The sequence below is a fragment of the Bradyrhizobium sp. SZCCHNRI3043 genome (assembly GCF_032377735.1).
Classification (GTDB): domain Bacteria; phylum Pseudomonadota; class Alphaproteobacteria; order Rhizobiales; family Xanthobacteraceae; genus Bradyrhizobium.
The window spans coordinates 1-26,289 of sequence record NZ_JAUHID010000007.1 but is presented as its reverse complement, the minus strand read 5'-3'; the positions used below and the strand labels follow the sequence as shown (position 1 = coordinate 26,289).

26 protein-coding genes and 1 pseudogene are annotated in these 26,289 nt (G+C 65.9%); 15 read left to right on the top strand and 12 right to left on the bottom strand.

Annotation, left to right across the window (positions count from 1 at the left end; genetic code table 11):
• Positions 1-72 precede the first annotated feature (72 nt).
• Together QX124_RS16380 and QX124_RS16375 are read left to right on the top strand one after the other, a co-directional pair.
• A complete protein-coding gene (locus tag QX124_RS16380; RefSeq protein ID WP_315736121.1) occupies positions 73-345 on the top strand; it encodes a hypothetical protein in 273 nt (90 codons plus the stop codon).
• A 183-nt stretch (positions 346-528) separates the two neighbouring features.
• The gene (locus QX124_RS16375) at positions 529-1,260 is read left to right on the top strand and encodes an OmpW family protein (protein ID WP_315736122.1); all 732 of its coding nucleotides are present in this window, start codon (positions 529-531) and stop codon (positions 1,258-1,260) included.
• 292 nt (positions 1,261-1,552) lie between these two features.
• Here QX124_RS16375 and QX124_RS16370 read toward each other — a convergent pair whose 3' ends face one another.
• The gene (locus QX124_RS16370; protein ID WP_315736123.1) at positions 1,553-2,245 is read right to left on the bottom strand and encodes a DUF1013 domain-containing protein; all 693 of its coding nucleotides are present in this window, start codon (positions 2,243-2,245) and stop codon (positions 1,553-1,555) included.
• Positions 2,246-2,512: 267 nt separating this feature from the next.
• Between QX124_RS16370 and ispH the strand changes: the two genes are divergently transcribed.
• The 3 genes from ispH (at position 2,513) to rnhA (ending at position 5,075) form a co-directional block, all read left to right on the top strand.
• Positions 2,513-3,481 carry a 4-hydroxy-3-methylbut-2-enyl diphosphate reductase gene (gene ispH / locus QX124_RS16365; protein ID WP_315716301.1) on the top strand — a complete coding sequence of 323 codons (969 nt, stop codon included), beginning with the start codon at positions 2,513-2,515 and terminating at the stop codon, positions 3,479-3,481.
• A 158-nt stretch (positions 3,482-3,639) separates the two neighbouring features.
• Positions 3,640-4,614 (top strand): homoserine kinase, encoded by a 975-nt coding sequence (locus QX124_RS16360; protein WP_315797713.1) that lies wholly within the window; start codon positions 3,640-3,642, stop codon positions 4,612-4,614.
• Complete coding sequence (gene rnhA, locus QX124_RS16355) at positions 4,611-5,075, top strand: ribonuclease HI (RefSeq protein ID WP_315716299.1); 465 nt, start codon at positions 4,611-4,613, stop codon at positions 5,073-5,075. Before QX124_RS16360 ends, rnhA begins: the two co-directional genes overlap by 4 nt.
• Here the strand turns inward: rnhA and QX124_RS16350 are convergent.
• The 6 genes from QX124_RS16350 to QX124_RS16325 form a co-directional block, all read right to left on the bottom strand.
• On the bottom strand, positions 5,072-5,353 hold the full coding sequence (locus QX124_RS16350) for a hypothetical protein (protein ID WP_315797712.1): 282 nt from the start codon (positions 5,351-5,353) through the stop codon (positions 5,072-5,074). The two genes, rnhA and QX124_RS16350, sit on opposite strands and share 4 nt — an antisense overlap.
• A gap of 144 nt (positions 5,354-5,497) precedes the next feature.
• Positions 5,498-5,983, bottom strand: a complete 486-nt coding sequence (locus tag QX124_RS16345; RefSeq protein WP_315758853.1) for a peroxiredoxin — start codon at positions 5,981-5,983, stop codon at positions 5,498-5,500.
• Positions 5,984-6,140: 157 nt separating this feature from the next.
• The gene (locus QX124_RS16340) at positions 6,141-7,832 is read right to left on the bottom strand and encodes a long-chain fatty acid--CoA ligase (RefSeq protein WP_315797711.1); all 1,692 of its coding nucleotides are present in this window, start codon (positions 7,830-7,832) and stop codon (positions 6,141-6,143) included.
• 191 nt (positions 7,833-8,023) lie between these two features.
• Positions 8,024-9,439: a D-alanyl-D-alanine carboxypeptidase family protein gene (locus QX124_RS16335; protein ID WP_315797710.1), complete on the bottom strand. Its 1,416-nt coding sequence runs from the start codon at positions 9,437-9,439 to the stop codon at positions 8,024-8,026.
• A 173-nt stretch (positions 9,440-9,612) separates the two neighbouring features.
• Positions 9,613-11,403, bottom strand: coding sequence for a glucan ABC transporter ATP-binding protein/ permease (locus tag QX124_RS16330; RefSeq protein WP_315797709.1), 1,791 nt, complete (start codon positions 11,401-11,403; stop codon positions 9,613-9,615).
• 88 nt (positions 11,404-11,491) lie between these two features.
• On the bottom strand, positions 11,492-12,556 hold the full coding sequence (locus QX124_RS16325; RefSeq protein WP_315797708.1) for an ABC transporter substrate-binding protein: 1,065 nt from the start codon (positions 12,554-12,556) through the stop codon (positions 11,492-11,494).
• Positions 12,557-12,832: 276 nt separating this feature from the next.
• Here QX124_RS16325 and QX124_RS16320 point away from each other — a divergent pair, with 276 nt between their 5' ends.
• The 5 genes from QX124_RS16320 to QX124_RS16300 all read left to right on the top strand — a co-directional run bounded on the left by QX124_RS16320 (position 12,833) and on the right by QX124_RS16300 (position 16,128).
• Complete coding sequence (locus QX124_RS16320) at positions 12,833-13,234, top strand: hypothetical protein (RefSeq protein ID WP_315736131.1); 402 nt, start codon at positions 12,833-12,835, stop codon at positions 13,232-13,234.
• A 103-nt stretch (positions 13,235-13,337) separates the two neighbouring features.
• Positions 13,338-13,739, top strand: coding sequence for a phosphoribosyl-ATP diphosphatase (hisE, locus tag QX124_RS16315; RefSeq protein WP_315736132.1), 402 nt, complete (start codon positions 13,338-13,340; stop codon positions 13,737-13,739).
• Between the two features lie 69 nt (positions 13,740-13,808).
• Positions 13,809-14,390, top strand: coding sequence for a YqaA family protein (locus QX124_RS16310; protein WP_315737020.1), 582 nt, complete (start codon positions 13,809-13,811; stop codon positions 14,388-14,390).
• Positions 14,390-15,016: a hypothetical protein gene (locus QX124_RS16305; RefSeq protein ID WP_315797707.1), complete on the top strand. Its 627-nt coding sequence runs from the start codon at positions 14,390-14,392 to the stop codon at positions 15,014-15,016. The genes QX124_RS16310 and QX124_RS16305 overlap by 1 nt, the downstream gene beginning before the upstream one ends.
• A 143-nt stretch (positions 15,017-15,159) precedes the next feature.
• Entirely contained in the window at positions 15,160-16,128 is a 969-nt protein-coding gene (locus tag QX124_RS16300) for a nitronate monooxygenase family protein (RefSeq protein ID WP_315772710.1), read from the top strand.
• 81 nt (positions 16,129-16,209) lie between these two features.
• On the opposite strand, the gene QX124_RS16295 is transcribed toward QX124_RS16300, so the two are convergent.
• The 4 genes from QX124_RS16295 to QX124_RS16280 form a co-directional block, all read right to left on the bottom strand.
• Entirely contained in the window at positions 16,210-17,781 is a 1,572-nt protein-coding gene (locus QX124_RS16295) for an ABC transporter substrate-binding protein (RefSeq protein WP_315797706.1), read from the bottom strand.
• 212 nt (positions 17,782-17,993) lie between these two features.
• Positions 17,994-19,526, bottom strand: a complete 1,533-nt coding sequence (locus QX124_RS16290; RefSeq protein ID WP_315772714.1) for an ABC transporter substrate-binding protein — start codon at positions 19,524-19,526, stop codon at positions 17,994-17,996.
• A gap of 131 nt (positions 19,527-19,657) precedes the next feature.
• Positions 19,658-21,268 (bottom strand): ABC transporter substrate-binding protein, encoded by a 1,611-nt coding sequence (locus QX124_RS16285; RefSeq protein WP_315797705.1) that lies wholly within the window; start codon positions 21,266-21,268, stop codon positions 19,658-19,660.
• A 45-nt stretch (positions 21,269-21,313) separates the two neighbouring features.
• The gene (locus QX124_RS16280) at positions 21,314-21,949 is read right to left on the bottom strand and encodes a hypothetical protein (protein ID WP_315736138.1); all 636 of its coding nucleotides are present in this window, start codon (positions 21,947-21,949) and stop codon (positions 21,314-21,316) included.
• A 524-nt stretch (positions 21,950-22,473) separates the two neighbouring features.
• Here QX124_RS16280 and minC point away from each other — a divergent pair.
• From minC to QX124_RS16260, 4 genes are read left to right on the top strand one after another with little or no spacing between them, the layout of a single operon-like run.
• Positions 22,474-23,163 (top strand): septum site-determining protein MinC, encoded by a 690-nt coding sequence (gene minC, locus QX124_RS16275; protein WP_409997706.1) that lies wholly within the window; start codon positions 22,474-22,476, stop codon positions 23,161-23,163.
• 20 nt (positions 23,164-23,183) lie between these two features.
• A complete protein-coding gene (minD, locus tag QX124_RS16270) occupies positions 23,184-23,999 on the top strand; it encodes a septum site-determining protein MinD (protein ID WP_315736140.1) in 816 nt (271 codons plus the stop codon).
• Complete coding sequence (minE, locus tag QX124_RS16265; RefSeq protein ID WP_315716282.1) at positions 23,996-24,271, top strand: cell division topological specificity factor MinE; 276 nt, start codon at positions 23,996-23,998, stop codon at positions 24,269-24,271. The genes minD and minE overlap by 4 nt, the downstream gene beginning before the upstream one ends.
• A gap of 21 nt (positions 24,272-24,292) precedes the next feature.
• Positions 24,293-25,066, top strand: a complete 774-nt coding sequence (locus tag QX124_RS16260) for a thioesterase family protein (protein WP_315736141.1) — start codon at positions 24,293-24,295, stop codon at positions 25,064-25,066.
• Positions 25,067-25,400: 334 nt separating this feature from the next.
• Here the strand turns inward: QX124_RS16260 and QX124_RS16255 are convergent.
• A pseudogene (locus tag QX124_RS16255) lies at positions 25,401-25,571 on the bottom strand (methyl-accepting chemotaxis protein); the annotation flags it as partial.
• A gap of 115 nt (positions 25,572-25,686) precedes the next feature.
• On the opposite strand from QX124_RS16255, the gene QX124_RS16250 reads away from it, so the two are divergent.
• Positions 25,687-26,100: a DUF1801 domain-containing protein gene (locus QX124_RS16250; protein WP_315797703.1), complete on the top strand. Its 414-nt coding sequence runs from the start codon at positions 25,687-25,689 to the stop codon at positions 26,098-26,100.
• Positions 26,101-26,289 lie beyond the last annotated feature (189 nt).

Genomic DNA, 26,289 nt, shown 5'->3' with positions numbered 1-26,289 from the left:
GGCTTGACCCGGGCGCCCATTGTCGTCAAGCAACGGCCGAGACCAGCCCGATTGACGAGAATGGAACGTTCGATGCGACAGACCTCCGCCCGCCTGGCCTTGGTGCTGATGGCCGTATTTTCGCTCACGGCCTGCGCCTCCCGCAACCAGGGTCCTGCAGTGGCGCTCGGCAATGACGATGACGATGCGGTCTGTCAGGCCGGCGGCAAGGTCGCGCCGGGCTCCGCCGAATATGTCGCCTGCCGCAAGGACCGCGACGTGCAGCGGCAACGCGCCGAGGCGCGCGCCGATCGCCGGCAGCGCGATCTCGGCGAATACATGATGAACCATCCCGATCGGCCCTGAGCGCACGTGCAAGCGCCTCTCATGGCGCGTGACTTCGATGCAACAGTTGCGTGACATCGGCACTGCAACAATGCCGATTGATTGAGATCAAATCCAAGTCCATGGCGTCCCTGCCACATCTGCGACCGCAAGGCGCGGCTGTGCCCGCGCAAATGTTGCTCAAGGGTGGCTATGGGGACTTCGATGAACAGAATCTTGAAACTTTCGTCGTCGCTGCTGGTGCTGGCGGCGATCTGCGGAGCCATGGGCTCGGCGCAAGCAGCCGACCTGCAGGCGGCGCCGGTCTACACCAAGGCGCCGGTGGTCGAAGCGTGGAATCCGTGGATGCTTCGTGTGCGAGCGCTCGGCGTGCTGCCGGATGCCGGCGGCTCCAGCGTGAACGTGACCGGCGTGCCGGCGCTGTCGTCGCCGAACTCCGGCCTGTCGATCTCCAACTCGGTCGTGCCCGAGCTCGACATCAGCTACTTCTTCACCAGGAACATCGCGGCCGAGTTGATCCTCGGCGTCACCCGGCATTCCATCGGCGGCACCGGCTCGCTCGACGGTCTCAACATCGGCAAGGCGTGGCTGCTGCCGCCGACGCTGACCCTGCAGTATCACTTCACCGATTTCGGCGCCTTCAAGCCCTATGTCGGTGCCGGCGTGAACTACACGGTCTTCTTCAACCAGAGCGCCGCGAACCAGGTGTGGAACGGTCTCGCCGTCACCAACCTGCACATCTCCAACCAGTGGGGCGCCGCGGTCCAGTTCGGCTTCGACTACATGCTCGACAGGCACTGGGGCTTGAACGTCGACGTCAAGAAGCTGTGGCTGCAGCCGAACTACTCGGCGACCGTCAACGGCGCAATTCCGGTCACCGGCCGCGCCAACATCGATCCGTGGCTGGTCGGCGTCGGCGTCACCTACAAGTTCTGATTTTTTCAGTTCCTCCCAAGACTGTCATGGCGCCGGTATTCCCGGCGCCATTTTTTTGGGAGGTCTGTTTTGGCGAAACTTGGTTTGTCGCGAGTCCCGCGCCTCCCCACCGCTTTCGTCCCGGCCTTGAGCCGGGACCCATACGCCGCAGCGGGAGTGAGAAACGAGGCGCTGAGTCACAACCATCTCGGGCAGTTACGCGATCCTTTGGCTATGGGTCCCAGCGTTCGCCGGGACGACAGCGAAGGACGTGTCACGCGCCTTTGGCGATCGAGAGACGGACGCCCGCGTCCTACTCCTCGTCGTCCTGCTTCTTGCCGCCGATGGTCTTGAGCTTGGCGAACACGGCGTCGACGTTGAGATCGTCCTCGTCGCGGCCCGCCGGCTCGTACTCGTCCTTGCGGGTGGTCTCGGAGGCCGGGAGCAGGGTGGCGCCGCTGTAATTGGCGTCGAGCGGCTTTTCCTTGGCGGCACGCTGGACCTCGAAGTCGAGCTCGATCTGCGAGCACAGGCCGAGCGTCACCGGGTCCATCGGCGTCAGCGTCTGCGCATTCCAATGGGTGCGGTCGCGCACGCTGGCGATGGTGGTCTTGGTGGTGCCGACCAGGCGCATGATCTGGGCGTCCTTGAGCTCGGGATGGTTCCGCACCAGCCAGAGGATGGCGCTCGGGCGCTCGTGGCGGCGCGACACCGGGGTGTAGCGGGGGCCCTTGCGCTTGGGCTGCGGCGGCAGCACGACCTTGCTCTCCTGCAGCCGCAGGCGGTAATTCGGGTCGCGCTCGGCCTTCTCGATCTCCTCACGGGTGAGCTGCCCGGTCGAGATCGGATCCATGCCCTTGATGCCCTGGGCGGCGTCCCCGTCGGCAATGGCGCGCACCTCGAGCGGGTGCATCTTGGTAAAATCGGCGACCTGGTCGAAGGTCAAGGCAGTATTGTCGACCAGCCACACGGCAGTTGCCTTCGGCATCAGCGGGGCGTTGCTCATGGCAAATCTCCTTTGTGCTCCGCCCCGGCCCTGGAGGCGAAACCTGCGGTCATCGGCGATGACGGGAATTGGCCCTATATAAGCCGTCCCGGGGGCATGGCGCAATGGCCTGGAGAAAACGGCCTTGACAGCGCTCGAAAGCAGTCCCAAGTCCTACCCAAACCAGTGTCAGACCCAAGCTCCTCGCGTATCGACCGCCCCCGCTTGCCGGCCCGGGGGTCCGTGGTCGCCGAAACCAGCCCGCAAAGATCAGCTTAGACCAGCCCCATGGCAGCCAAACCAGACCTCAAAATCGTGCTTTGCTCGCCGCGCGGCTTCTGCGCCGGCGTGGTGCGCGCCATCGACACCGTGGAGCGGGCGCTCGCCATCTATGGCGCCCCGGTCTATGTCCGCCACGAGATCGTGCACAACAAATACGTCGTCGACAGCCTGAAGACCAAGGGCGCCATCTTCGTCGAGGAACTGGCGGAGATTCCCGACAGTACCAACGCACCGGTGGTCTTTTCGGCGCATGGCGTGCCGAAATCGGTTCCGGCCGAGGCCCAGGCGCGCAATTTCTTCTCCCTGGACGCGACCTGCCCGCTGGTCACCAAGGTCCACCGCGAGGCGGCGATCCACTTCAAGCGCGGCCGCGAGATCCTGCTGATCGGCCATTCGCACCATCCGGAGGTGGTCGGCACCGTCGGCCAGCTTCCGGCGGGCGCCGTGACGCTGATCGAGACCGCCGAGGACGCGGCGACCTTCACCCCGAAGGATCCCAACAACCTCGCTTTCGTCACCCAGACCACGCTGTCGATCGACGACACCAAGGATATCGTCGCGATCCTCAAGGGCCGTTTCCCGAACATCTCGGGCCCGCACAAGGAAGACATCTGCTACGCCACCACCAACCGCCAGCTGGCGGTCAAGAAGGTGGCGCCGGTGGTCGACGCGCTGATCGTGGTCGGCGCACCGAACTCGTCGAACTCGCAGCGCCTGCGCGAGGTCGCCGAGCGCGAGGGCTGCCCGATTGCCGTGCTGGCGCAGCGTGCCTCGGACATCGACTGGGCGCGCTTCGAGGGCATCAAGAGCCTCGGCATCACCGCCGGCGCCTCGGCGCCGGAGGTGATCGTCGAGGAGATCATGGGCGCCTTCGCCGAGCGCTACGTGCTCCATGTCGAGACGGTCTCGGCGGCGGAAGAGAACGAGTTCTTCCCGCTGCCGCGCTCGCTGCGGCCGGAAGCCGCGGCCGAGTAAAGGCGGCCCTGGCGGCCGCTCTTTTTGGTCCACCGCCGGCGCATCCGTCTTGAACGCGGCGCCCGCATGCGCGATGAAGGGCGCAAACGAGCCTCCCCGGTGATGAAGTTCGCGTCGGGGGAGGCGGGGCCGGCGAACTTCGAGAACCAGGACAGGGTATGGCGGTCTATACCGACGTCGCCGCCGACGAGCTTGCGGACTTCCTCAAGACCTACGACATCGGCGAGCTGCTCTCCTACAAGGGCATCGCCGAAGGGGTCGAGAACTCCAACTTCCTGCTGCACACCACCAAGGGCTCCTTCATCCTCACGCTGTACGAGAAGCGCGTGGCGGTGGACGATCTGCCGTATTTTCTCGGGCTGATGGCCCACCTCGCCGAGCGCGGCGTGAGCTGTCCGCAGCCCGCCCGCAACCGCGACGGGGCGGTGTATTCGAGTCTGTCCGGCCGGCCCGCGGCGATCATCAACTTCCTGGAAGGCATGTGGCCGCGCAAGCCGAACGTCACCCACTGCGCCGGCGTCGGCGCGGCGCTGGCGCAGATGCATCTGGCCGGACGCGACTTCCCGCTGGTGCGCAAGAATCCGCTCTCGGTCGCCGGCTGGCGGTCATTGTTCGCGCAGGCCGCCGACCGCGCCGACACGGTGCAGGCCGGCCTCTCCGCGCTGCTCTCCGCCGAGCTCGATCATCTCGAGCGCTCCTGGCCGACGCATCTGCCGGAAGGCGTCATCCACGCCGACCTGTTTCCGGACAACGTGTTCTTCCTCGGCGACAAGCTCTCGGGGCTGATCGACTTCCCGTTCTCCTGCAACGACATTCTGGCGTATGACGTCGCGATCTGCCTCAACGCCTGGTGCTTCGAGGCCGATCATTCGCTGAACGTCACCAAGGCGCGCGCCTTCTTCAACGCCTATGGCCGCGTCCGGCCGCTGTCGGAGGACGAGCAGGAGGCGCTGCCGCTGCTGGCGCGCGGCGCCGCGATCCGCTTCCTGCTGACGCGGCTGGTGGACTGGCTCAACGTGCCTCCCGGCGCGCTGGTGAAGCCCAAGGACCCGCTCGAATATGTCCGCAAGCTGCGCTTCCACCAGGCGGTGACCAGCGTGCGCGACTACGGCATCGGTGGAGCCGTGGCGTGAGCGAGCATCCGGTCGTCAGCATCTACACCGATGGCGCCTGCTCGGGGAATCCGGGGCCGGGCGGCTGGGGCGCGATCCTGCGCTTCGGCGACAAGGAAAAAGAGCTCAAGGGCGGCGAGCCGCACACGACCAACAACCGCATGGAGCTGATGGCCGCGATCTCCGCGCTGGAAGCGCTGAAGAAGTCGTGCCAGGTCGAGCTCTACACCGACAGCCAATATGTCCGGCAGGGCATCACCGGCTGGATCCACGGCTGGAAGCGCAACGGCTGGAAAACCGCGGACAAGAAGCCGGTCAAGAACGCCGAGCTCTGGCAACGGCTCGATGCCGCGCTGAAGCCGCACAAGGTCAATTGGCACTGGGTCAAGGGCCACGCCGGCCACGCCGAGAACGAGCGCGCCGATCAACTGGCACGCGATGGCGTGGCGATGGCCAGGATGCAGAAGAACGTGCGGAGTTAGCCATACCGCCATTTGAGCGTCCGGCGGACCAAGAGAGTCGCAACGATCAGTATGAGTTCTGCGCCCCAGAACCAGCGTCCTGCGCCCGTGAAGCCCATATGCTCACGGGCTATGTACATCGCCAATCCGAGTACGATCAGCGCCATGACGCTGCCGATCCAGTAGAGCGGGTCGCGGGCCAAGCCGCTCGCCCAATGCTCTGCCGCATCCTCGTGTGCCCGGCGCATGCGCCATAGGCAAAATACGGCCAAGGCGCAGGTGATCAGGATTGCTGTCATACGACCTCCGAGCCCGCTCCTGTTTCTCCCTAGCGATAGAACGTTTCAGATACTCTTCTCGGTTCGGTAAAAGCACGCAGGACCAAATGAGCAAAAGGCCCGCACGTGAGCGCGGGCCTTCAATTCAGATCAAGCCATGCTGGCCTAAAGCTGCCCGAGCAGCGTGTCGCCGCCGGAGACCTCGACCTTGCCCGGAGCGGCTTCGAGGTTCAGCTTGGTGACCTTGCCGTCCTCGACCAGCATCGAATAGCGCTTGGAGCGGATGCCGAGGCCGGCGCCGGAGGCGTCGAGCTCCATGCCGATCGCCTTGGTGAACTCGGCATTGCCGTCGGCCAGGAACACGGCCTCGTCGCGCTGGTCGGTGTCGCGCTTCCAGGCATTCATCACGAAGGCGTCGTTGACCGAGACGATCGCGATGGTGTCGACGCCCTTGTCCTTCAGCGCATAGGCGTTGAGGAAGATGCTCGGCAGATGCATCTTGTGGCAGGTGCCGGTGTAGGCACCGGGCACCGCGAACAGCGCGACCTTCTTGCCCTTGAAGATGTCGTCGGTGGTTTTGACCTGTGGGCCTTCGCCGGTCATGACGCGGAATTGGGCCTGCGGCAGCTTATCGCCAACCTGGATGGTCATTCGAGTTACTCCTTCCCCTGGATGTGTCTTTTAGATGTGTCTTGCGCGGTGCGCGCTACACTATTCGGCGCACCGGAAACGGCAACGGCCCGCCGTGATCACGTATCCGTCATCGTACGTCCGTCATCGCATGCCGGCGCTTGCGGCGCCAATGGACTCAGGCCGCCGCCGCCGGCTTCTTCTTCTCGTCGCGCAGCTCCCGGCGCAGGATCTTGCCGACATTGGTTTTCGGCAGCTCGGTCCTGAACTCGATCTGCTTCGGCACCTTGTAGTTCGTGAGCTGCTCGTGGCAGTGCTTGATGATGTCCTCGGAGGTGAGGTCGGGATCCTTCCTCACCACGAACGCCTTGACGACCTCGCCGGTCTTCTCGTCCGGCAGCCCGATCACGGCGGTCTCCAGCACGCCCGGATGGGTCGCGATCACTTCCTCGACCTCGTTCGGATAGACGTTGAAGCCGGAGACCAGGATCATGTCCTTCTTGCGGTCCACGATCTTGATCGCGCCGTCCGCGGCCATGACGCCGATGTCGCCGGTGCGGAAGAAGCCGTCCGCGGTCATCACCTTGGCGGTCTCGTCGGGCCTGTTCCAATAGCCCGCCATCACCTGCGGGCCCTTGGCGCAGATCTCGCCGGGCTGGCCGAGCGGCACCTCGTTGCCGTCGTCGTCGCGGATCGACAGCCAGGTCGACGGCAGCGGCAGGCCGATCGTGCCGGTGAACTCGGTCGAGGTCGGCAGGTTGCAGGTCAAGACCGGCGCGGTCTCCGACAGGCCGTAGCCTTCGGCGATGCTGCAGCCTGTCACCTGCTTCCACTGCTCGGCCACCGGGCGCTGCACGGCCATGCCGCCGCCGTTGGAGACCTTCAGCTTGGAGAAGTCGATCTTGCGGAAGTCAGGATGATGCAGCAGGCCGTTGTAGAGCGTGTTGACGGCCGGGAAGGTGGTGACCTGATACTTCATCAGCTCCTTTATGAAGCCGGGGATGTCGCGCGGATTGGGGATCAGCAGATTGGCGCCGCCGGCGCGCACCGCGAGCAGGAAGCAGCAGGTCAGCGCGAAGATGTGGTAGAGCGGCAGCGCGCAGACGATCAGCAGCTGATCGACATGCGGCGGCTTGTCCATCACTGGCTGCAGCCAGGCGTCGTTCTGCAGCACGTTGGCGACGACGTTGCGATGGAGCAGCGTGGCGCCCTTGGAGACGCCGGTGGTGCCGCCGGTATATTGCAGGAAGGCGACGTCGTCCGGACCGATGGTGGGCTTCTGGAAGCGCTTGCCGCGGCCGGCCGCGAGCGCATCGTTGAAGGGCACGGCGCCCGGCAGCGAGAACGCCGGCACCATCTTCTTCAGGCGGCGGACGACGAGGTTGACGATCACGCCCTTGAAGCCGAGCAGGTCGCCCATGCTGGCGACGACGATGTGCTTGACCTGGGTGTGGCCGACCACCTGCTGCACCGTGTGAGCAAAGTTCTCCAGCACGATGATCGCTTCGGCGCCGGAATCCTTGAGCTGGTGCTCGAGCTCGCGCGGCGTGTAGAGCGGGTTGACGTTGACGACGGCGTAGCCCGCGCGCAGCACCGCGGAGATCGCGATCGGATATTGCAGCACGTTCGGCATCATCAGCGCGACGCGCGCGCCCTTGGCCAGCCCAAGGCCCTGCAGATAGGCGCCCAGCGCGACCGACATGTCGTCGAGCTCGCGATAGCTGATCGCCTTGTCCATGCAGATGAAGGCGCGGCGATCGGCGAATTTCCTGAAGCTCTCTTCCAGCAGGTCGACGAGCGACGGGTATTTGCCCGGATCGATATCGGCGGGAACGCCGGCCGGATAGTGCTTGAGCCAGATGCGCTCCATGACCCTTCCTCTCTGATCGTCTCTTGTTCGTGTATTGGCGTCCGCCAGCCTCGCTCGGGAAGCTGGCGGCGGCCAATATCGAATTTCCGGCCCTTCAAGGCAAGCGGCCGGCGTGTCGACGAAAGCGGCAGGGTAAGGAGGCCGGGCGGAGGCTGGGCCCAGTCGGCTGCGGCCCTATGGGCCGCGCCGGATCAGCCGTCCTTCGGCGCGGGCTTGCCGGCCGTCTTCGGCTTTGCGGCGGCCTTGGGCTTGGCGGGCTTGGGCGCGTCGGAGCCGGTCTTTTCCGCCGGTTTTGCGCCGGCATCGTGCTTGGCGGCGACGTGGCGTGCCGCGCCCGGCTTGGCCTCCGCCGGTTTGGCCTCCGGCTTCGCCGCGGCCTTCGCATCCGCATCGGTCTTGGCGGCGGTCCGGGTCGTCGGCTTGGCATCCTTCCGCGCGGCGGCATGCGCCTTCTTGCCGCGGTGTCTGGCCGGGGTCTGAGCGTCGGCATCGGCGGCTACGGCGGCGATCAGCGCCGCGCCGGTGCGCGTCGGGCCGGTGTAGACCAGCACCGGCTCGGACGGGACGGGCGCCGCCGCCAGCAGCTCGGACGGCTTCATGGTCGGCGCCTGCAGGCCGGCGAGCAGGGTGCCGCCGGTCGCTTCGCCGTCCGCGCCGGCAACGGTGTCCTCGTCGTCGTCGCTGGCTGGTCGGTGGCGGCGGCCGTTGCACATGTCGTCGCGCAGGTTGGGCGGTGTCGCGTCGACGGGGGCCAGCTGATCGACTGTGCCGAGCGGCGATTTCAGCCAGCTCAACTGGTTGCCGTTGAAGCCGCGGTCCAGCATCTGGATCGCGCGCACGGCGCGCATCTGTCCTGAGGAGGCGCCGAGCACCACCGCGATCAGGCGCTTGCCGTTGCGGGTCGCCGACGCCACCAGATTGTAGCCCGAAGCGCAGATGAAGCCGGTCTTGAAGCCGTCGGCGCCGGGATAGCGCCCGATCAGCTTGTTGAAGTTCTGCACGACGCGGCGGCCGTAGCGGATCGACGGGATGTGCACGAAGTATTCGTACTCGGGAAGATCGCGGATGATGGCGCGCGCCAGGATCGCGAGATCACGCGCAGAGGTGATCTGGCCGTCGGCCGGCAGTCCGTTCGGATTGACGTAGCTGGTCTGCGTCATGCCGAGCTTGCGAGCGGTGTCGTTCATCATCGCCGAGAAGCCGTCGATGGAGCCGCCGACGCCCTCGGCCAGCACCACCGCCATGTCGTTGGCGGACTTCACCAGCATCATCTTCAGCGCGTTGTCGACGGTGACCTGCGTGCCGGGCCGATAGCCCATCTTCGACGGCGACTGTGATGCCGCGGCCGGTGAGACCGTGAACAGCGTGTCAAGCGTGATCCTGCCGTCCTTGACCGCCTTCAAGGCGACATAGGCCGTCATCAGCTTGGTGACCGACGCGGGATACCATGGATAGGTCGCGTTCTGCGCTTCCAGCACCTTGCCGGTATCGGCTTCGACGAGCAGCAGCGCCTCGGCGCTGGCCCAGCGGGGCGTGAGCACGAGAGCGGCAGCGAGAGCGATGATCTTGATCGGGGCGTAGCGGAACAACAGGCGAAGCGTCTGCACTGGTCTGGTCCGGTCCTTTGAGACCCGCCTCGCGCGGCGAGGTGGGCAAGCGGGCTTTCGGGTTTCAAGCGTGTCCGGCGCCGCTTCGGTTGCGGCAGGCCGCGAACCTATACCGGCTCGACGCTGGCGAACAGAGGCCAGCCATTCAATTCCACGATGAAAGCGTCCCGCGATCAGGTCTTGACGATGGTACCCTCGCGCTCGGACGCTGCGAGAGTCGCGCGCGCGCTCTCCTGCACCATGAACTGGGCCTTCGCCAGTTCCGCGAAGTGGCCGCCCTTGGCGACGAGTTCATCGAACGTTCCGCTTTCGATCACGCGTCCGTTCTCGAACACGAGGATTCGCGTCGCGTTGCGGATGGTCGAGAGCCGGTGCGCGATCACGAAGGTCGTGCGTCCCTTCATCACCTCGTCGAGCGCCGCGTTGAGCTTGGCCTCGGTGACGGCATCGAGCGCTGATGTCGCCTCGTCGAGAATCAGGATCGGCGGATCCTTCAAGAGCGCCCGCGCGATCGAGAGCCGCTGGCGCTCGCCGCCGGACAGCATGCGGCCGCGCTCGCCGGCATTGGTATCGAAGCCCTGCTCGGCGCGGTCGATGAAGTCGAGCGCCTGGGCGCGCGCGGCGGCGGTGCGAATCTCCTCCTCGGTCGCATCGGGCTTGCCGACCAAGAGGTTCTCGCGGATCGAGCGATTGAACAGCAGCGCCTCCTGGAACACGACGCCGATGTTCCGGCGCAGGGCCGCAAGCTTCAATCCGCGGACATCCATGCCGTCGATCTTGATGAAGCCGGATTGCGGATCGAAGGCGCGATGCAGGAGCGCAATCGCGGTCGACTTGCCGGCGCCGGTCGGCCCGACCAGCGCGATGGTCTGGCCGGGCAGCGCGGTGAAGGTGAGGTCCTCCACCGCCGGCCGCTTGCCGTCATAGGAGAACGACACATCGTTGAATTCGACCAGGCCCGAGAGCCGGCCGACGTCGATCGCATCGGGGCGGTCGCGCACCGCCGGCACGGCGTCGAGCACGGTGAAGAACTCGGCCAGCCGCGGCGCTTCCATGAACACGTTGTTGATGAAGGACACGACCTGCTCGAGCTTCTGGATCAGCATGGTCGCGAACGACACGAACATCACGATCTCGCCGACCGAGCTCAGTCCCTGCTGATGCAGCGCGATGCCGAGGGTGAAGATCGCCAGCACCGTGATGGTGGTGGAGGCGCGCGTGATCACCGTCACCAGCGCCCACCAGCCGAGCACCGGCATCTGCACCGAGAGCAACTGGCCGGCGACGTTGCGCAGGCCCTGCACCTCGGCTTCGATGCGCACGAAGCTCTGCACCAGCGCGACGTTGCCGAGCGCATCGGAGGCGCGCGCCGACAGGTCGCTGTAGTGCTCTTCGACCTCGCTCTGCATGCCGTAGGTCTTGCGCACCACCAGCGTCGTCAGCACCGTGAACACCACGCACAGCACGAACAAGAGGATCGCGAGCCGCCAGTTCAGATAGAGCGACAGCGGCAGCAGCACCAGCACCGACATGATGGCGGCGAAGTGCTCGCGGAAGAACGACAGCCACAGCTTCCACAGCGCGTCGGTGCCGTTGATCATCACCTTCATCAGCCGGCCGGAATGGGTGCCGGAATGGAACGTCAGCGGCAGCTGCAAAATGTGCTCGAAATAGCTCGTCAGCACCGCATGGCGCTGCCGGTGCGCCAGCCGGTCGGCCTGCAGCGCGACCCAGGCGCTGGCCAGAATCGTGAACAGGCCGAATCCGGCCCAGGCCGCGAGCAGTGGCCAGGCGGTGCTGGTCGAGGCGTTGCCGGAGAGCGAGTCGACAATGCGTCCGAACAGCACCGGCTCGGCGAACTGTGCCACCGCGAGGGCAAGGTTGGCGATCGCCAGAAACCAGCCCAGCCGCGCCTCCTTTCCGAGCAGATGGAGCACGCGGGCATAAATGCGGAGCAGGGACATGGGCGGGGCGCTTCGTGTCGACAGTTGGAGCCAGCGCTGGGTGCGCGCGGCGCCATGTTAGCAAGGGAACGGCCGCCGCGGCGAGCGCTCAGTTGACGAGCCGGCTGTCGGCGGGCGGCAGGAAGCTGTCGTCGAAGATGTCGGCGGGTTGCGGACGCTTGTGGTGGAATTTGCCGTCCTCGGCGAGCTGGTCGAGGGCCCGCTCGAACCGGGCGGGATCGATGCCGCCGATGCCGTCGCGGCGGACGTCCGGCGTCAGCACGTTGTCGACGAGCACGCTCTGCAGCCGCTGCAGCTCGAGCTCGCGCGAGCCGTCATCCATCCGGCTCACCACGTCGGCGATCGCGCCGGCAGGGTCCTTGATGGCAAGCTGCAGGCCAGACGTCAGCGCGCTCAGGAATCCCTTCACCGCAGCCGGCTGCTTGGCCGCAAAGCCGGGATTGACGATCACCGCATGGCCATAGGCCTCGCAGCCGTAATCGGCGAAGCGCAGCACCGCGAGATCGGCGGCAGGCACGCCGCGGTCGCGCAGATTGAGGGCCGACAAATAGGAGAAGCCGCTGACGGCATCGACCTGGCCGGCCGACAGGATCGGCTCGCGCACGGCCGCGCCGACGCGCGACAGCTTGATGGTCTCGGGCCTGAGATGGTTGTGCCGCGCGACCGCCGGCCACAGCCGGATCGAGAGATCGCCCTCGGCGACGCCGAGCGTCTTGCCTTCGATGTCGCCGAGCCCGTTGATGCCGCGGCTCCTGCGCGCGATGATCGCATAAGGCGCCCTGTTGAACAGCACGAACACGGCCTTGACCGGCTGGCTGTTGGACGCGTCGCGATAGCGGATCAGCTCGTTGATGTCGGCGAGCGCCATGTCGGCCTCACCGGAGGCCACCCGCGCGATCGCATCGGGAGAGCCCTTGGCCGTGGTGATGGTGACGGTCACGCCCTCGGTGGCGAACAGCCCGCGGCTGGCGGCGAGGACCAGCGGCGCCATGCTGCCATCGAGCGGCCGATCCAGCGCGAACATGACGGCGACCGGACGTTTCGGCTCCTCTGCGAGGGCCTCGTGATCTGACAGCCACGCGGGCACCACGACGGCTGCCAGGAGCGCCAAGCGCACCAAAGCAAGCAGGGTGACGGGTCGTCGCATGCACATCATGTCACGCCGGTATTCGCAGGCCGTACCGGTCTTGTCACGCCGGTATTCTAATCAGTTCGCCGGCCGTCGCGGGATCGATATGTCAATTTCGTGACAATGTCGCTGTGTCGCTGCCGCTCGGGGCCGGCGGTGCCTGATCATGGCGGATCGAATGTGAACGGTCCATGAGCAAGGCCTGCGGCGATTTGCGGCTTCGACTTCGGGTTTCGCGAGGGGAACTGTGGACGCAGTTCGCGAGTTGGTACGCGAGATGAGATCGTACGGAGGATCCACATGATCGCACAGTGCGGAAGTTTTTCACGCTTTGGCCGTGCTACCGTCCTGGCGACGGTGGCCGCGGTGACTTTGACGGCCGTGCAGCCGACACTCGCCTTTGCCGGCTCCGCGCCGGCCGAGAAGGGCGTCGTCGCCAAGGCGGCCAATGATGGCGGCGTGACCGATGTCAGCGCGCGCCGGCGCCACTATCGCGGCAACGGCGGCGCGGCGGCTGCGGCGGCGTTCGCCGGCATCGTCGGCACCGGACTTGCCATCGCGGCGACACAGAACCGCCGTTCCTACTACGAGGACAACTATTACTATGGCCGGCCGGCCTATTACGGCTACGGACCGCGCTATCAGTATTACGGCGGCGGCCCCTATTACGGTGGCGGCTATTATCATCACCCGCATTGGTGATGTGAGATCGAATAGACGATCCGCCGGCCCCGCGCCGGCGGATTTTTTCTTGCCCGCCGCGAACGTTAATATGCGGACCATCGAATTTAACTATTGTGGCGGGATGACTGATTCGATCGAGCGGCTCTATCGCGCTGTCCTGGCGGCCAGGGATCTCGATCCCGCGCGATCGCGCACGGCCAAGCTGATGCAGCAGGGCACGGCCAAGATGGCCAAAAAGCTCGCCGAAGAGGCCATCGAGGTTGCGATCGATGCCGTCGGCGGCGACGCCCAGGCCGTGGTGCGCGAAAGCGCCGACCTGATCTACAATCTGGCCGTGCTATGGGCCGAGCTCGATGTCCAGCCCGAGGACGTCTGGCGCGAGATGGAACGGCGCGAGCTGATGCTCGGCATCGCCGAGAAGCTGCCGAAATCGCCGGTGAAGGTCGCCAAGGCCGCGCCCGGACGGGTGGCGGGGCGACCGATCGTCGCGGCCGAAAGCCGGACCATCCGCAAGCGGCACTAGTGTGGCGCTCCGATTCGGACCGGCATATGGGCCATGGACAAATCCTGCCCGGTTTGCTTCATCGCCACCATGCTCAGACGGATCTACGACTGGTGTATCGACGCCGCCCACAAGCCGCATGCCATGTGGATCATGGCCGCGGTTGCCTTCGCTGAAAGCTCGTTCTTTCCGGTGCCGCCGGATGTGATGCTGATCCCGATGTCGCTGGCGAAGCCGCAGCGGGCCTGGCTGTTCGCCGGCGTCTGCACCGCGGCGTCGGTGGCGGGCGGCTTGGTCGGCTACGCCATCGGCGCGCTGCTCTACGACTCGCTCGGCCATTGGCTGATCCAGCTCTACGGCCTCGGCGACAAGGTCGAGGCGTTCCGTGCCTCCTATGCCGAGTGGGGCGCCGTCATCATCCTGGTGAAGGGATTGACGCCGATCCCCTACAAGCTGGTCACGATCACGTCGGGCTTCGCCGGCTATAATCTGTTTCTGTTCATCGTCTGCTCGATCATCGCGCGCGGCGGCCGCTTCTTCATCGCCGCGATATTGCTCAACCGCTATGGCGAATGGATCAGGGTGCGCATCGAGAAGCATCTCGGCCTGTGGGTGGCGATCGGCGCGGCCGTGCTGGTGGCCGGCTTCGTCGTCGCCGTGAAGCTGATCTGATGCGGCCGCTGCGCCCGGGGCCGGGGGCAGGGGCGGCGCTGCTCGTCGTCGTCTCGGTTCTCTCCGCCGCCGCGGCATGGGCGCAAACGACGCCTTCCTTGGGGCTGCGAGAAGCGCCGCAACAGCCGCCGCAGCAGGCGCCTGCCGTCCAGCCTGCGCCGCCGTCCTCCAATCCGGGTCTGGTGGAGGAGCTCGGCAAGCTGTTCGAGAAGATGGCGGTCATTCCGCTGAAGCGTCCGGAGGCCACGCCGGAGCCGCCCGCGAACGAAGGCGAGACGGCCGGCGCTCCCGCAGGCCCGCCGCGGCAAGCCGACCGGCCGGCTGCCCCGAACGGCGGCGACGCCGCACCGAGTGTGCTGAAGGAGACCAGTGACACGCTCTCGCGGCTGGCCAAGCCCTCGACTATGATCTCCGGCCGCTCGGTCTGCCCGATCGCCGCCAACGCCACGCCGGATTGCAAGCTCGGCGCCGACCGGCTGTGCCAGGGCAAGGGTTACAAGGAAGGCAAGAGCCTCAACACCGATTCCGCGGAGACCTGCTCGGCGAGGGTGCTGATCCCCGGTCGCCAGCGCAAGCCGGGCGATTGCCGCACCGACACCTACGTGACCTCGGCGCTTTGCCAATGACGCCGGCACGCCAGCGCCTCAACGCAAGACCCTGATCGGGCTTTTCCGGTCCCTCTGCGAGCGAATTGCCATCACGGCATGATGTCGGGCATGCTCGCGATCACGAGCGTTTCCGCATTTCAACGCAAGAGGAATTTCCGTCCATGTCCATGCCCGCCTTGTTCAAGGGCCGCCTGTCGATCCCGGTGATCGGCTCGCCGCTGTTCATCATCTCCGTGCCCGACCTGGTGATCGCGCAGTGCAAGGCCGGCGTGGTCGGTTCGTTTCCGGCGCTCAACGCGCGGCCGGCCGCGCTGCTCGACGAATGGTTGGCGCGCATCACCGAGGAGCTCGCCGCCTATGATCGCGCGCATCCGGAACGCCCGTCGGCGCCGTTCGCCGTCAACCAGATCGTGCATCGCTCCAACAACCGGCTCGAGCAGGATCTCGCGCTGTGCGAGAAGTACAAGGTGCCGATGATGATCACCTCGCTCGGCGCGCGCGAGGAGCTGAACCAGGCGGCGCACGGCTGGGGCGGCATCGTCTTCCACGACGTCATCAACCAGACCTTCGCGCACAAGGCGATCGAGAAGGGCGCCGACGGCTTGATCCTGGTCGCGGCGGGCGCCGGTGGACATGCCGGCACGATCTCGCCGTTTGCCTTCGTGGCGGAGACGCGGAGCTGGTTCGATGGCCCGATCGCTCTGTCGGGCGCGATCGGGAACGGCCGCGCCATCCGTGCCGCGCGCGTGCTCGGCGCCGACTTCGCCTATATCGGCTCGGCCTTCATCGCCACCAAGGAGGCGAATGCGGTCGAAGGCTACAAGCAGATGATCACCAGCTCGGGCGCCGACGACATCGTCTATTCGAACCTGTTCACCGGCGTGCACGGCAACTACCTGAAGCCGTCGATCGTCGCCGCCGGCCTCGATCCGGACAATCTCCCGACCTCTGATCCGTCGAAGATGAGCTTCGGCACCGATGCTTCGGGCGAGCGCGCCAAGCCGAAGGCGTGGAAGGAGATCTGGGGCTCGGGGCAGGGCATCGGCGCCATCAAGGACGTGCTGCCCGCCGCCGAGCTGATCGCGCGCTTCAAGAAGGAATATGACGAGGCGATCGATCCGCCGCTCTAAGCGGCTCCGCGACGGACAAAAGAAAAGCGCGGCAGCCAGGGCTGTCGCGCTTTTTTGTTGCGGCCGCAACAAGCGGACGGGCTATTCCAGCTCGATCGCCTGGAACTTGCCGCGCTCGTCGAGCGCCGTGCCCCAGATCTTGTGCGAGGCCTGGTGCTCGGCGCGGCCGAAGCCGAGCTTGGCGCCAAGACCGAGATCGATGTCGCGCATGTTTTCCAGCGTGTCGATCAGCGCCTCGGTGTCGAGCTGCGGGCCGACCCGGCGCAGCGCCTGGACCAGCACGTTGGCCGAGACGTAGCCTTCGAACGACACGTAGGACGGTGCCTCGCCCGGGAAGTACTTCTCGAGCGCGCTCTTGTACTCGAGCACGGCGCTCGAATAGCCGCCGACGGCCGGCACCACCTGGGTGACGATGACGCCGCTGGCATAGCGAGGACCGAGCAGCATCAGCTCGTCCGAGAGCTCGGTCGAGCCGACGAAGGAGACGTTGGTGTAGATCATGTGCGGGAACAGATCGCGCGTCTTCTCGATGAACTTCGCGGCTGCGCGATAGGTTGCGACCATGACGATCGCCTTGGGCGGGTTCTTCAATGCCCGCAGCTGGTTGACCGCGTCGTCGACGTCGACCGTGTTGCGCTTGTAGTTGAGGCGCAAGATGGCCGTGTCGGCAAGGCCGAGCGAGCGGAAGGCCTTGGCCACACCGGAGAAGCCGGCGTCACCATAGGCGTCCTGCTGCGCGAACACGGCGATGTCCTTGGCCGGCAGGCGGCGCAGCTTGACCAGATAGCGAACGACGGTGTCGGTCTCTTCGGCGTAGCTGGCGCGATAGTTGAACACGTAGCGATCCGGCGGATCGTTGCGCAGGAGGTTGGCGCCGGTGAACGCGCCGTAGAACAGCACGCGGCGCTGCAGGGCGTAGGGCATCGCCACGGCAGAGGTCGGGGTGCCGACATTGCCGACGAAGCCGAACACCTTGTCCTTCTCGTAGAGCTGCTTCATCGCGTCCAGCGTCCGCGACGGCTCGTAGCCGTCGTCGGCCGAATAGAGCCGCAGCGAGCGCCCGGCGATGCCGCCGGCGTCGTTGGCGCGGTTGAAGGCGGCCTCGATGCCCATCTTCATCTGCCGGCCGAGCTCCTTGGCAGCGCCCGAGAACGGAGCGGCGATGCCGAAGCGGATCTCGTTGGCGGTGACGCCCTGCACGTTGGTGGTGGACGCTGGCGGCAGCGTCGCGGTTGGTGCCGTCGCAGCCACGGCCGCGGACGGGGCGATCACCCCGGCGAGGCTGGTGGCGGTCTGGCTCGGCGCGCTTTGCCCGAGCGAGCGCTCGAGCTCGGCGAGCTGGCGGCCCGCGGCGTTACAGTCGGTCTGCGCCGCCCCCACGCGGTTGCGTCCATCGGCGACGTAGCCGTTGAAGACGCGGGTGAGCTCGTCACGATCCGAGCCGCCGGTGGAGGCCTCCCGGATCACCTCGCGAAACTTGTCGACAATGGCCTGAACGCGGCCCTGGTCGATCGCCTGACAGGCGGATGCTGCTCCCACGATCGGCCCGACCCGGCTCGCAAGATTACGCACCACATCCGCATTGGTGCCCGCCGCGCTGGCGGGCGTTGCGAGCAATGCCGCAACCAAGAACACGCTACAACGAAAGTTCATTGCCACTATCCCACTTTGGACCCCATCCAGGTCTTCCGCCTGGTGAATTGACGCCGTGTCTGCGACGGAGAAGACATAAGACCGTCACCATGCACAGACCAGCCTTTCCTAAGAGCATGACCATTTCGGTAACCCGACACGCCTTTTTCCGATCATACTTTAGGACCTGCTAACGAAACGTCTTCACCAGTTCTTCCCCTTCGAAGCTAATTCTACTCAAGTTCGATTGCCTGATACGTGCCGGTTTCGTCGAGTGCAGTGCCCCAGATCTTGTGCGATGCTTGGTGCTCTGCGCGTCCAAATGCGAGCGTCGTGCCGAGGCCGAGATCGAGGCTGCGCATCGATTCGAGCGTGTCGACCAGGCGCTCGGTGTCGAGCGGGCTGGTCTGCTTCAGCGCCTGGATCAAAATCGTCGCCGCGATATAGCCTTCGAGAGACGTGTAGTCCGGCGCCTCGCCGGGCGCGTATTTGGCCAGGGCGTTCTTGTAGTCGAGCACGAGGCTCGAATAGCCCGAAACCGCCGGCACGCCCTGCGTGACGATGACGCCGTTGGTGAAGCGCGGACCGAGCAGCTTCAGCTCGGTCGCGAGCGAGGTCGAGCCGACGGCGGACACGTTGGCGTAGATCAGGCCCGGCACCGCGTCGCGCGTCTTCTCGATGAATTTCGCGGCGGCGCGATCGGTCGCCACCATGATGACCGCCTTGAGTCCCGGCTTGTGCGCCTTGACCTGATTGACCGCCTCTTCCACGTCCATCGTCGCGCGCGGATAGTTGATGCGCGTCACGGCCTCGCCGAGGTTCAACTGTCGGTAGGCCTTCGCGACACCGGCGAAACCGTCGTCGCCGAATGGGTCCTGCTGGGTGAACACGGCGATCTGCTTGGGCGAGACGCGCTTCATCTTGATCAGGTAGCGCACCAGCGCGGCCGTCTCCTCGGCGTAGCTCGCCCGATAGTTGAAGACGTAGCGATCCGGCGGATCGCGTCGCACCACTGCTGCGCCGGTGTTCGGCGCAAAGAACAGCGTGCGCCGCTCCAGCGCATAGGGGATCGCCGCCTGCGAGTTGGCGGTGCCGACGTTGCCGATGAAGCCGAACACCTGCTCCTTGTCGTAGAGTTGCGTCATCGCCGCCAGCGTGCGGTTCGGATCGTAGCCGTCGTCGGCCGCCACGAGACGGAGCATGCGCCCGTTGACGCCGCCGGCATCGTTGGTGCGTGCGAACGCGGCCTCGATGCCCTGGCGCATCTGACGCCCGGTCTCCTTGCGGATGCCGGAGAACGGCAGGACCATGCCGAAGCGGATCTCACGATCGGTGATGCCGCGCACGGGGCCCGCGGTGACGGCGCCAGTCGTCGCTTCGGCCTTGACGGGTGTGATCGGGGCCGTCGCCGCAGCCGGCTGGCCGAGCGAGCGTTCGAGCTCCGTCAGTTGCCGCTCCGCGGCGGCGCAGGTCGCCTGCGAGGCGCCCGTACGACTACGGCCCTCGGCGATGTAGCCATTGAAGCTGCGGGTCAGCTGATCGCGCTCGCCGTCATTGCTCGTCGCCTGGCGGATGGCTTCGCGGAATTTGTCGACGATGCTCTGGACCCGGCCCTGCGCGATGTCCGGGCAGGCGGACGCCTGTCCCACGATCGGCCCAACCCGGCCGCCAAGCTCCCGGACGACGTCGGGAGCCGCCGCCAAAGCGGGGCTCAAGGGAGCTGCGAAAACACTCCCGATGATCAACGCGGACCAACGCACGGCCATCGAACCTTCCACCTGCTCAGCTTGTTTCCAACCCTCTTCGTTCTACTATTCGTGGCATTTCGAATTAATGTCGGGTTTCACTGTCGCTCTTTTGTCGTGGTAGTTGAGGCTGTCTTGCCTCTAGCGGTATCCTATTCAAGTTCGACGGGTTGATAGATGCCGCTGTCGTCCAGCGCTGTGCCCCAGATCTTGTGCGAAGCCTGGTGTTCGGCGCGGCCGAAGCCGAGCTGCGTGCCGAGGCCGAGATCGATGTTGCGCATGTTCTCGAGCGTTTCGACCAGTTGCTCGGTATCGAAGTTCGGACCGGCGCGCTTCAGTCCCTCGATCAGGATGCTCGCGGCGATGTAGCCCTCGAGCGAGGTGTAGTCGGCCGGCTCGCCCGGGGCGTATTTCGCAAGTGCGTTCTTGTATTCGAGCACCAGGCTCGAATAGCCGGAGACGCCGGGCACGGTCTGGCTGACGATCACGCCCTCGGCGTAGCGCGGTCCGAGCAGCATCAGCTCGCTGGCGAGCGCCGAGCCCGCGACCGCGGAGATGTTGGCGAAGATGACGCCCGGAAATACGCCTTGGGCCTTCTCGATGAATTTGGCCGCGGCGCGCGTCGTCGCCAGCATCACCACCGCCTTGACCGGGGTCTTCAGCAGCTTCAACTGATTGATGGCGTCGTCGACCTCGACCGTGTTGCGCGGGTAGTTGACCCGCACGATCGAATTGTCGCTGGCGCCGAGCGTGCGGAACGCCTTGGCCACGCCGGCGAAGCCCGCGTCGCCGAACGCGTCATTCTGCGCGAACACGACGATCTGGCGCGGATGCAGCCTTCGCATCTTCACGAGATAATGGACCAGCGCGTCGGTCTCCTCGGCATAGCTCGGCCGGTAGTTGAAGACGTAGCGGTCGGGCGGATCGTGGCGCACGACGTTGGCGCCGGTATAGGGCGCGAAGAACAGCGTGCGGCGCTCGAGCGCGTAGGGGATGGCGACCGCGGCGGTGGCCGAGCCGAAATTGCTGATATAGCCGAACACCTGCTCCTTCTCGTAGAGCAGCTTCATCGCATCCAGCGTGCGCGCGGGATCGTAGCCGTCATCGGCGGTGACGAGCTTCAGCATGCGGCCGTTGACGCCGCCGGCCTCGTTGGCGCGATTGAACGCCGCCTCGACGCCGATCTTGAGCAGCCGCCCGCTCTCCTTCACCGGTCCGCTGTAGGGAATGACCATGCCGAGCTTGATCTCGCTCTGCGTCACTCCGCGCACGTTGCCGGCCGGCGGCAGCAGTTGCGCCGGTACGGTCGCGGCCTGCGCGGTCGCAGGTCCGATGCTCACGGCGGGCAGGTTCGCGCGCGCCGGAGGCGGCGCGGCGATGGATCGTTCGAGATCGGCAAGCTGCCGATCGGCGCCGCCGCAATCCATCCGGCCTGAGGTGATGAGGCTGCGACCTTCGGCCACGTAGCGGTCGAGCAGGCGCGTCAGCTCGTCACGGTCGGCCTCGCTGGAGGCGGCCTCGCGGATGACGAGCTGGAATTTCTCGATGATGGCCTGGATGCGCGGCCGGGCGATGTCGCGGCACGCGAGCGCGGCGCCAATGATCGGGCCGACGCGGCCGCCGAGCTGGCGCGCCACGCTCACATTCTCGCCGGGCGCAGCAACGGCCTCGCCGGCCACGAGGGACGCGAGCAGGATGGCTGCCACACGGGCATGAGCCAGCGGACGGCGTGCTGCCGCTTTCTGCGGTAGGACGTCGATCATCGTCGCCTGTGATGTGTTGGAAGTCGGATCAGTCGTGTAGAGGGTTTAGCGAACCCGCTCCATCTGACCCGTCTTCTGGTTCCACTGCATGAACTGCTGCAGCATGGGCTTTTCGGGAGTGTCGGCCTCTGCCGTCGGCGCCGGAGCGTCCGCGAGCAGCGACTTGAACTGCGACAGCGCGGGAGCCTGCGGCTCGACCCGCTCCGGCAGCGCACTGGTCTGGTCCGCCTTGGCGTCCTGCACGTCGGCGGCGACCGGCGGCAGCGTCTTCATCGACTGCACGGCGGCGACGAAGGACGAGCTTGCGTCGGGCTGGCGCCACACCGGCACGATGTTGACGAAGAACAGCGCGACGACGGCGGCGACGCCGGTTGCGGCGGCGAAGCGGCCAGCCACCTTGAATACGACCGAGCGGCGGTCGCGCTCGCGCTCCAGATCCGGCGGCTCGCGCATGACCTGCGGATTCAGCGACTGACGAAGGGATTCGAACACGGCGGTCTCCAGGCGAGCATCGAGCGGTCCTTGCTGTCCCGAAGCGGGACGCTCGGCCGCCTCCGCTGCCTTGGCATTGTCACCGACGAGAGATAGACGCGCGGCTTCCGGACGTTCGCGCAGCCACCGCGGTGCGTAGTGCAGCGGGTCCTGCGGGTTCATCGGATTCTGTTCACTCAACGAACTCATACGCTACTCCTCTGACGCTCGATTCCGGAAACTGATACGCTTCTGCCACGGTTCGTATGAGAGCTAGTTTCAAACGAAGAGCGGGAGCAGGTCTGCCACTTCAGTCCACACGGAATCACTCGCAGAATCAGACGTTTCGCGTCGATCAACGATCGCACGCCAGCGGTCCCTTCCTGCAAGGCGCCGTGGCACGTTTGCCGTGCCTTGGGCGCCTCTATCGATCCCATGCCCCGCCCCCTGACGAGTGTCAATCGATCGGAACCTCCTAAAGTCGTCGGTTCCGAATTATATGTACGTTAAAGTTATCATCATGATGTGATTAAAATGAGGCATGATAGGTCTTGACGCAGATGCTCATGAATTGCGTCTCATTGATGCCAAGATTGCGCCTTGATTCGATCATCATCGAACTATGTCGGGCGGGCCGCTGTCGATTTTTGAGCGGCTTAGCGTCGATTTAACCATCCGTTAACCATCTGGCGCCGACAGTTAACCAATCACTAAGAAGGTTGGGTCGGATGGTCATGAGTGCCAGCGCTGAAACGGTGCGTCCTGTTATTCGTCTGCGCGGGCGCTCCTACGTAGCCTTCGTGTTTTCGCCGGTGGTGCCGATTGCCGACTGGCTCAGCGAGCTCGATGCAACGCTCGCGGGCTCGCCCGGCTTCTTCGTCGGCAAGCCGATCGTGCTCGATCTCTCCGCGGTGGATCTGAGCCCGCTCGCCATCACGCACCTCATCAAGAGCATCGAGTCGCGCAACATCCGCGTGCTCGGGCTCGAAGGCGTCGAGCAGGGCCGGCTGTCGCTCGGCATGCCCCCCTTGTTGTCCGGCGGCCGTCATTGCGCCGTGCAGGAGATCGAGCCGGAGAAGCCACAGCTGCAGCAGCCGACATCGCTCTTGCTCGACCAGCCCGTGCGCTCCGGCCAGTCGATCGTGTTTCCCGACGGCGACGTCACCGTGCTCGGCGCGGTGTCGTCGGGCGCCGAGATCGTCGCCGGCGGCTCGATCCATGTCTATGGCGCGCTGCGCGGCCGCGCGATGGCCGGCATCAACGGCAACGCGGCGGCGCGCATCTACTGCCAGAAGATCGAGGCCGAGCTGGTCGCGATCGACGGCTACTACCAGACGGCCGAGCAGATCGACGCCGCGTTGCGCGGCCGGGCCGCGCAGGCGTGGCTCGAAGGTCATTCCATGAAGATCGTTGCATTGAACTGAGTAGCAGGAGGATTCGTGACATGTCGAAAGTACTCGTAGTGACGTCGGGCAAGGGTGGCGTCGGCAAGACCACCACGACGGCGGCGATGGGCGCGGCGCTGGCGCAGGCCGGCGAGAAGGTCGTCGTCGTCGATTTCGACGTCGGCCTGCGCAATCTCGATCTGGTCATGGGCGCCGAGCGCCGCGTCGTGTTCGATCTCATCAACGTCGTGCACGGCGTCGCCAAGCTGCCGCAAGCCTTGATCCGCGACAAGCGGCTGGAAAATCTGTGGCTGCTGCCGGCCTCGCAGACCAAGGACAAGGACGCGCTCACCGAGGACGGCGTCGGCCGCGTCATCGCCGAATTGCGCAAGACGTTCGACTGGGTGATCTGCGACAGCCCGGCCGGCATCGAGCGCGGCGCCATGCTGGCGATGCGCTATGCCGACGAGGCGGTCATCGTCACCAATCCGGAGGTGTCGTCGGTGCGCGATTCCGACCGCATCATCGGCATGCTCGATTCCAAGACGGTGCGCGCCGAGAACGGCGAGCGCGTCGAGAAGCACATTCTCATCACGCGCTATGATGCCGGCCGCGCCGCGCGCGGCGAGATGCTGTCGATCGAGGATGTGCTGGAGATTCTCGCGACGCCGCTGCTCGGCATCGTGCCGGAGAGCCAGGACGTGCTGCGCGCTTCCAACGTCGGCTGTCCCGTGACGCTCAACAGCCCCGCGAGCGCCCCCGCGCGCGCCTATCACGATGCGATGCGCCGCCTCCTCGGCGAGGAGGTCGAGATGCAGATCCCGACCGAGCGCAAGGGCCTGATGAACCTGCTCTTGGGACGGAGGGCTGCATGAGCGTGCTGCGGCTCTTTACGGGGCGTGCGGCCTCCGCGCCTGTCGCGCGGGAGCGGCTGCAGATCCTGCTCGCGCATGAGCGCAGCCTGCGCGGACAGCCCGATCTCCTGATGCAGCTGCGCGAGGAAATCCTCGCCGTGGTTTCGCGCCATGTGGTACTCGATCCGGACAAGGTCATCGTTCGCATGGATCGGGGAAAGCATGTCTCGACGCTCGAGGTCGACATCGAACTGCCCAATGGCGCCGACCGCGCCTTTGCCAGCGCCGGTTGAGACGTGGCGAGGCGCGCGCTGATGCGGCCGATCTTCCGCATCGCGGACAATCGGGTCGCCGTCAGCTCCGATGCTGCGGGACCGTGGGATCCGACCATGCAACACGGGTCTGCGCCGTCGGCGCTGGCCGTGTGGGCTGCCGAGCGCATTCCGACGACGTCGCCGATGCGCATCGCCCGCGTCACCATCGACCTGATGCGCCCGGTGCCGCTCGCAGAGCTCCTCATCGAGACCGAGGTGCTGCGCGAGGGCCGCAAAATCCAGCTCTGCGCGGTGCGGCTGCGCGCCGGCGATACGGTGGTGGTCACGGCGACGGTGCTCAAGATCAGGCAGGATGCCGTGCCGCTTCCGGACGATGTCCGCGAGCTGCCGGTCGATCTGGTCGGTCCTGACGATGCGCTGCCGGAGCCTGCGGATTTCTCGACCAGCCCGTTCGTGCGCGGCATGACCCTGCGAGCCGCGCGCGGCCGGTTCGGCGTCAAGGGACCCGGCGCGATCTGGTACCGCGTCGACTGGCCGCTGGTCGAAGGCCACGCCGTGTCGCAGGCGATGCGCGCCGTGGTCGCGAGCGACTTCTGCAACGGCACCTCCGCTGCTCTCGACTTCCACAGCTACACCTTCCTCAACGCCGACCTCACCGTGAACATGGCCCGCGAGCCGGTCGGCGACTGGATCCTGCTCGATGCCGAAAGCTGGATCGGCCCGGACGGCGCCGGTCTGGCGATGGCGCGGCTGGGTGATGTCAGGGGCTATTTCGGCCGCGTGGTGCAGAGCCTCGTGATCGAGAAGCGGTGAGGGGGCGGTCAGCCGTCCGGATTGCGTTCACAGCGAGTTGGCGAACTGATCACCGCACCGGCGCTGCTTCGTTTCCAACGGCGCGCCGCGGCGAGGTGTTATTAAGTTGGGCCGGTGATCGGCAGTTGCCTGCTTCGTTTCCGGTGAACCGATCAACCCCGCGCCAAGCTCCGCTGCGCCCTCTCCCCCGCTTGCGGGGGAGAGTTGGAGAGGGGACGCCACGCACACCGCCGCTGGAGCGGCCCACTCCCTAGCCCTCCCCCGCAAGCGGGAGAGGGAACACACTGCCGTTGTCGCGAGTGAACGAGTTCAACGACGAACGATTTCGCTCTTGCGCCGCCCGCACCTTGTTCAAGAATCGTCCCACCTCCAGCTTCAGCCGGTTGCTGTCCTGTGACAGCGACTGCGCCGCCGACAGCACCTGGGACGAGGCCGAGCCGGTTTCGCTGGCGTCGTGCTGCACCTCGGTGATGTTGGACGACACCTCGTTGGTGCACTGTGCCGCTGGGCCGTGGAGTTATCAATATTGCTCTAAACTTGAGCAGGCCAAGATGGTCGTATAACTACGACGCGGACTACACGCAGGTGAAACGACAAGCAGGTGGATGGGAACAAGCGTCATGGCGAAACCAACGAAGGCGACGAGCGTCGGCGAGGGGAACCAGTCTCCGTCGGAGCTGATCGACGCCCGGATCAAGGAGCTCGGGGATTGGCGCGGCGCCACGCTCAGCTACGTCCGTGGTCTGATCAAACAGGCCGATCCCGATATCGTCGAGGAGTGGAAGTGGCGCGGCGTTCCTGTATGGTCGCATGCCGGCATCGTCTGCACCGGCGAGACCTACAAGGCCGCGGTGAAGCTGACCTTCGCCAAGGGTGCCTCGCTGCCGGACCCTTCCGGCCTCTTCAACGCCAGCCTCGACGGCAACACCCGCCGCGCCATCGACCTTCATGAAGGCGACGTGATCGATGAGACTGCGTTCATGGCGCTGATCCGCGCCGCGGTGGCGCTGAACATGACGAAGGGGAAGCGCTAGGGCTGGTGCATCGCTCCGCGCAGTCAGTATCAACGATCCAGGTCGCTGCTCACTCACCACGTCGTCGCGAGCGCAGCGAAGCAATCCAGGGCCAGGTCGAATCATCTGTCTGGAAGGCCTGGATCGCTTCGTCGTTTCGGGGGCTCGCGACGGCGGTGTGCCGGTCGCCGACAACCTTTCGCAACGATG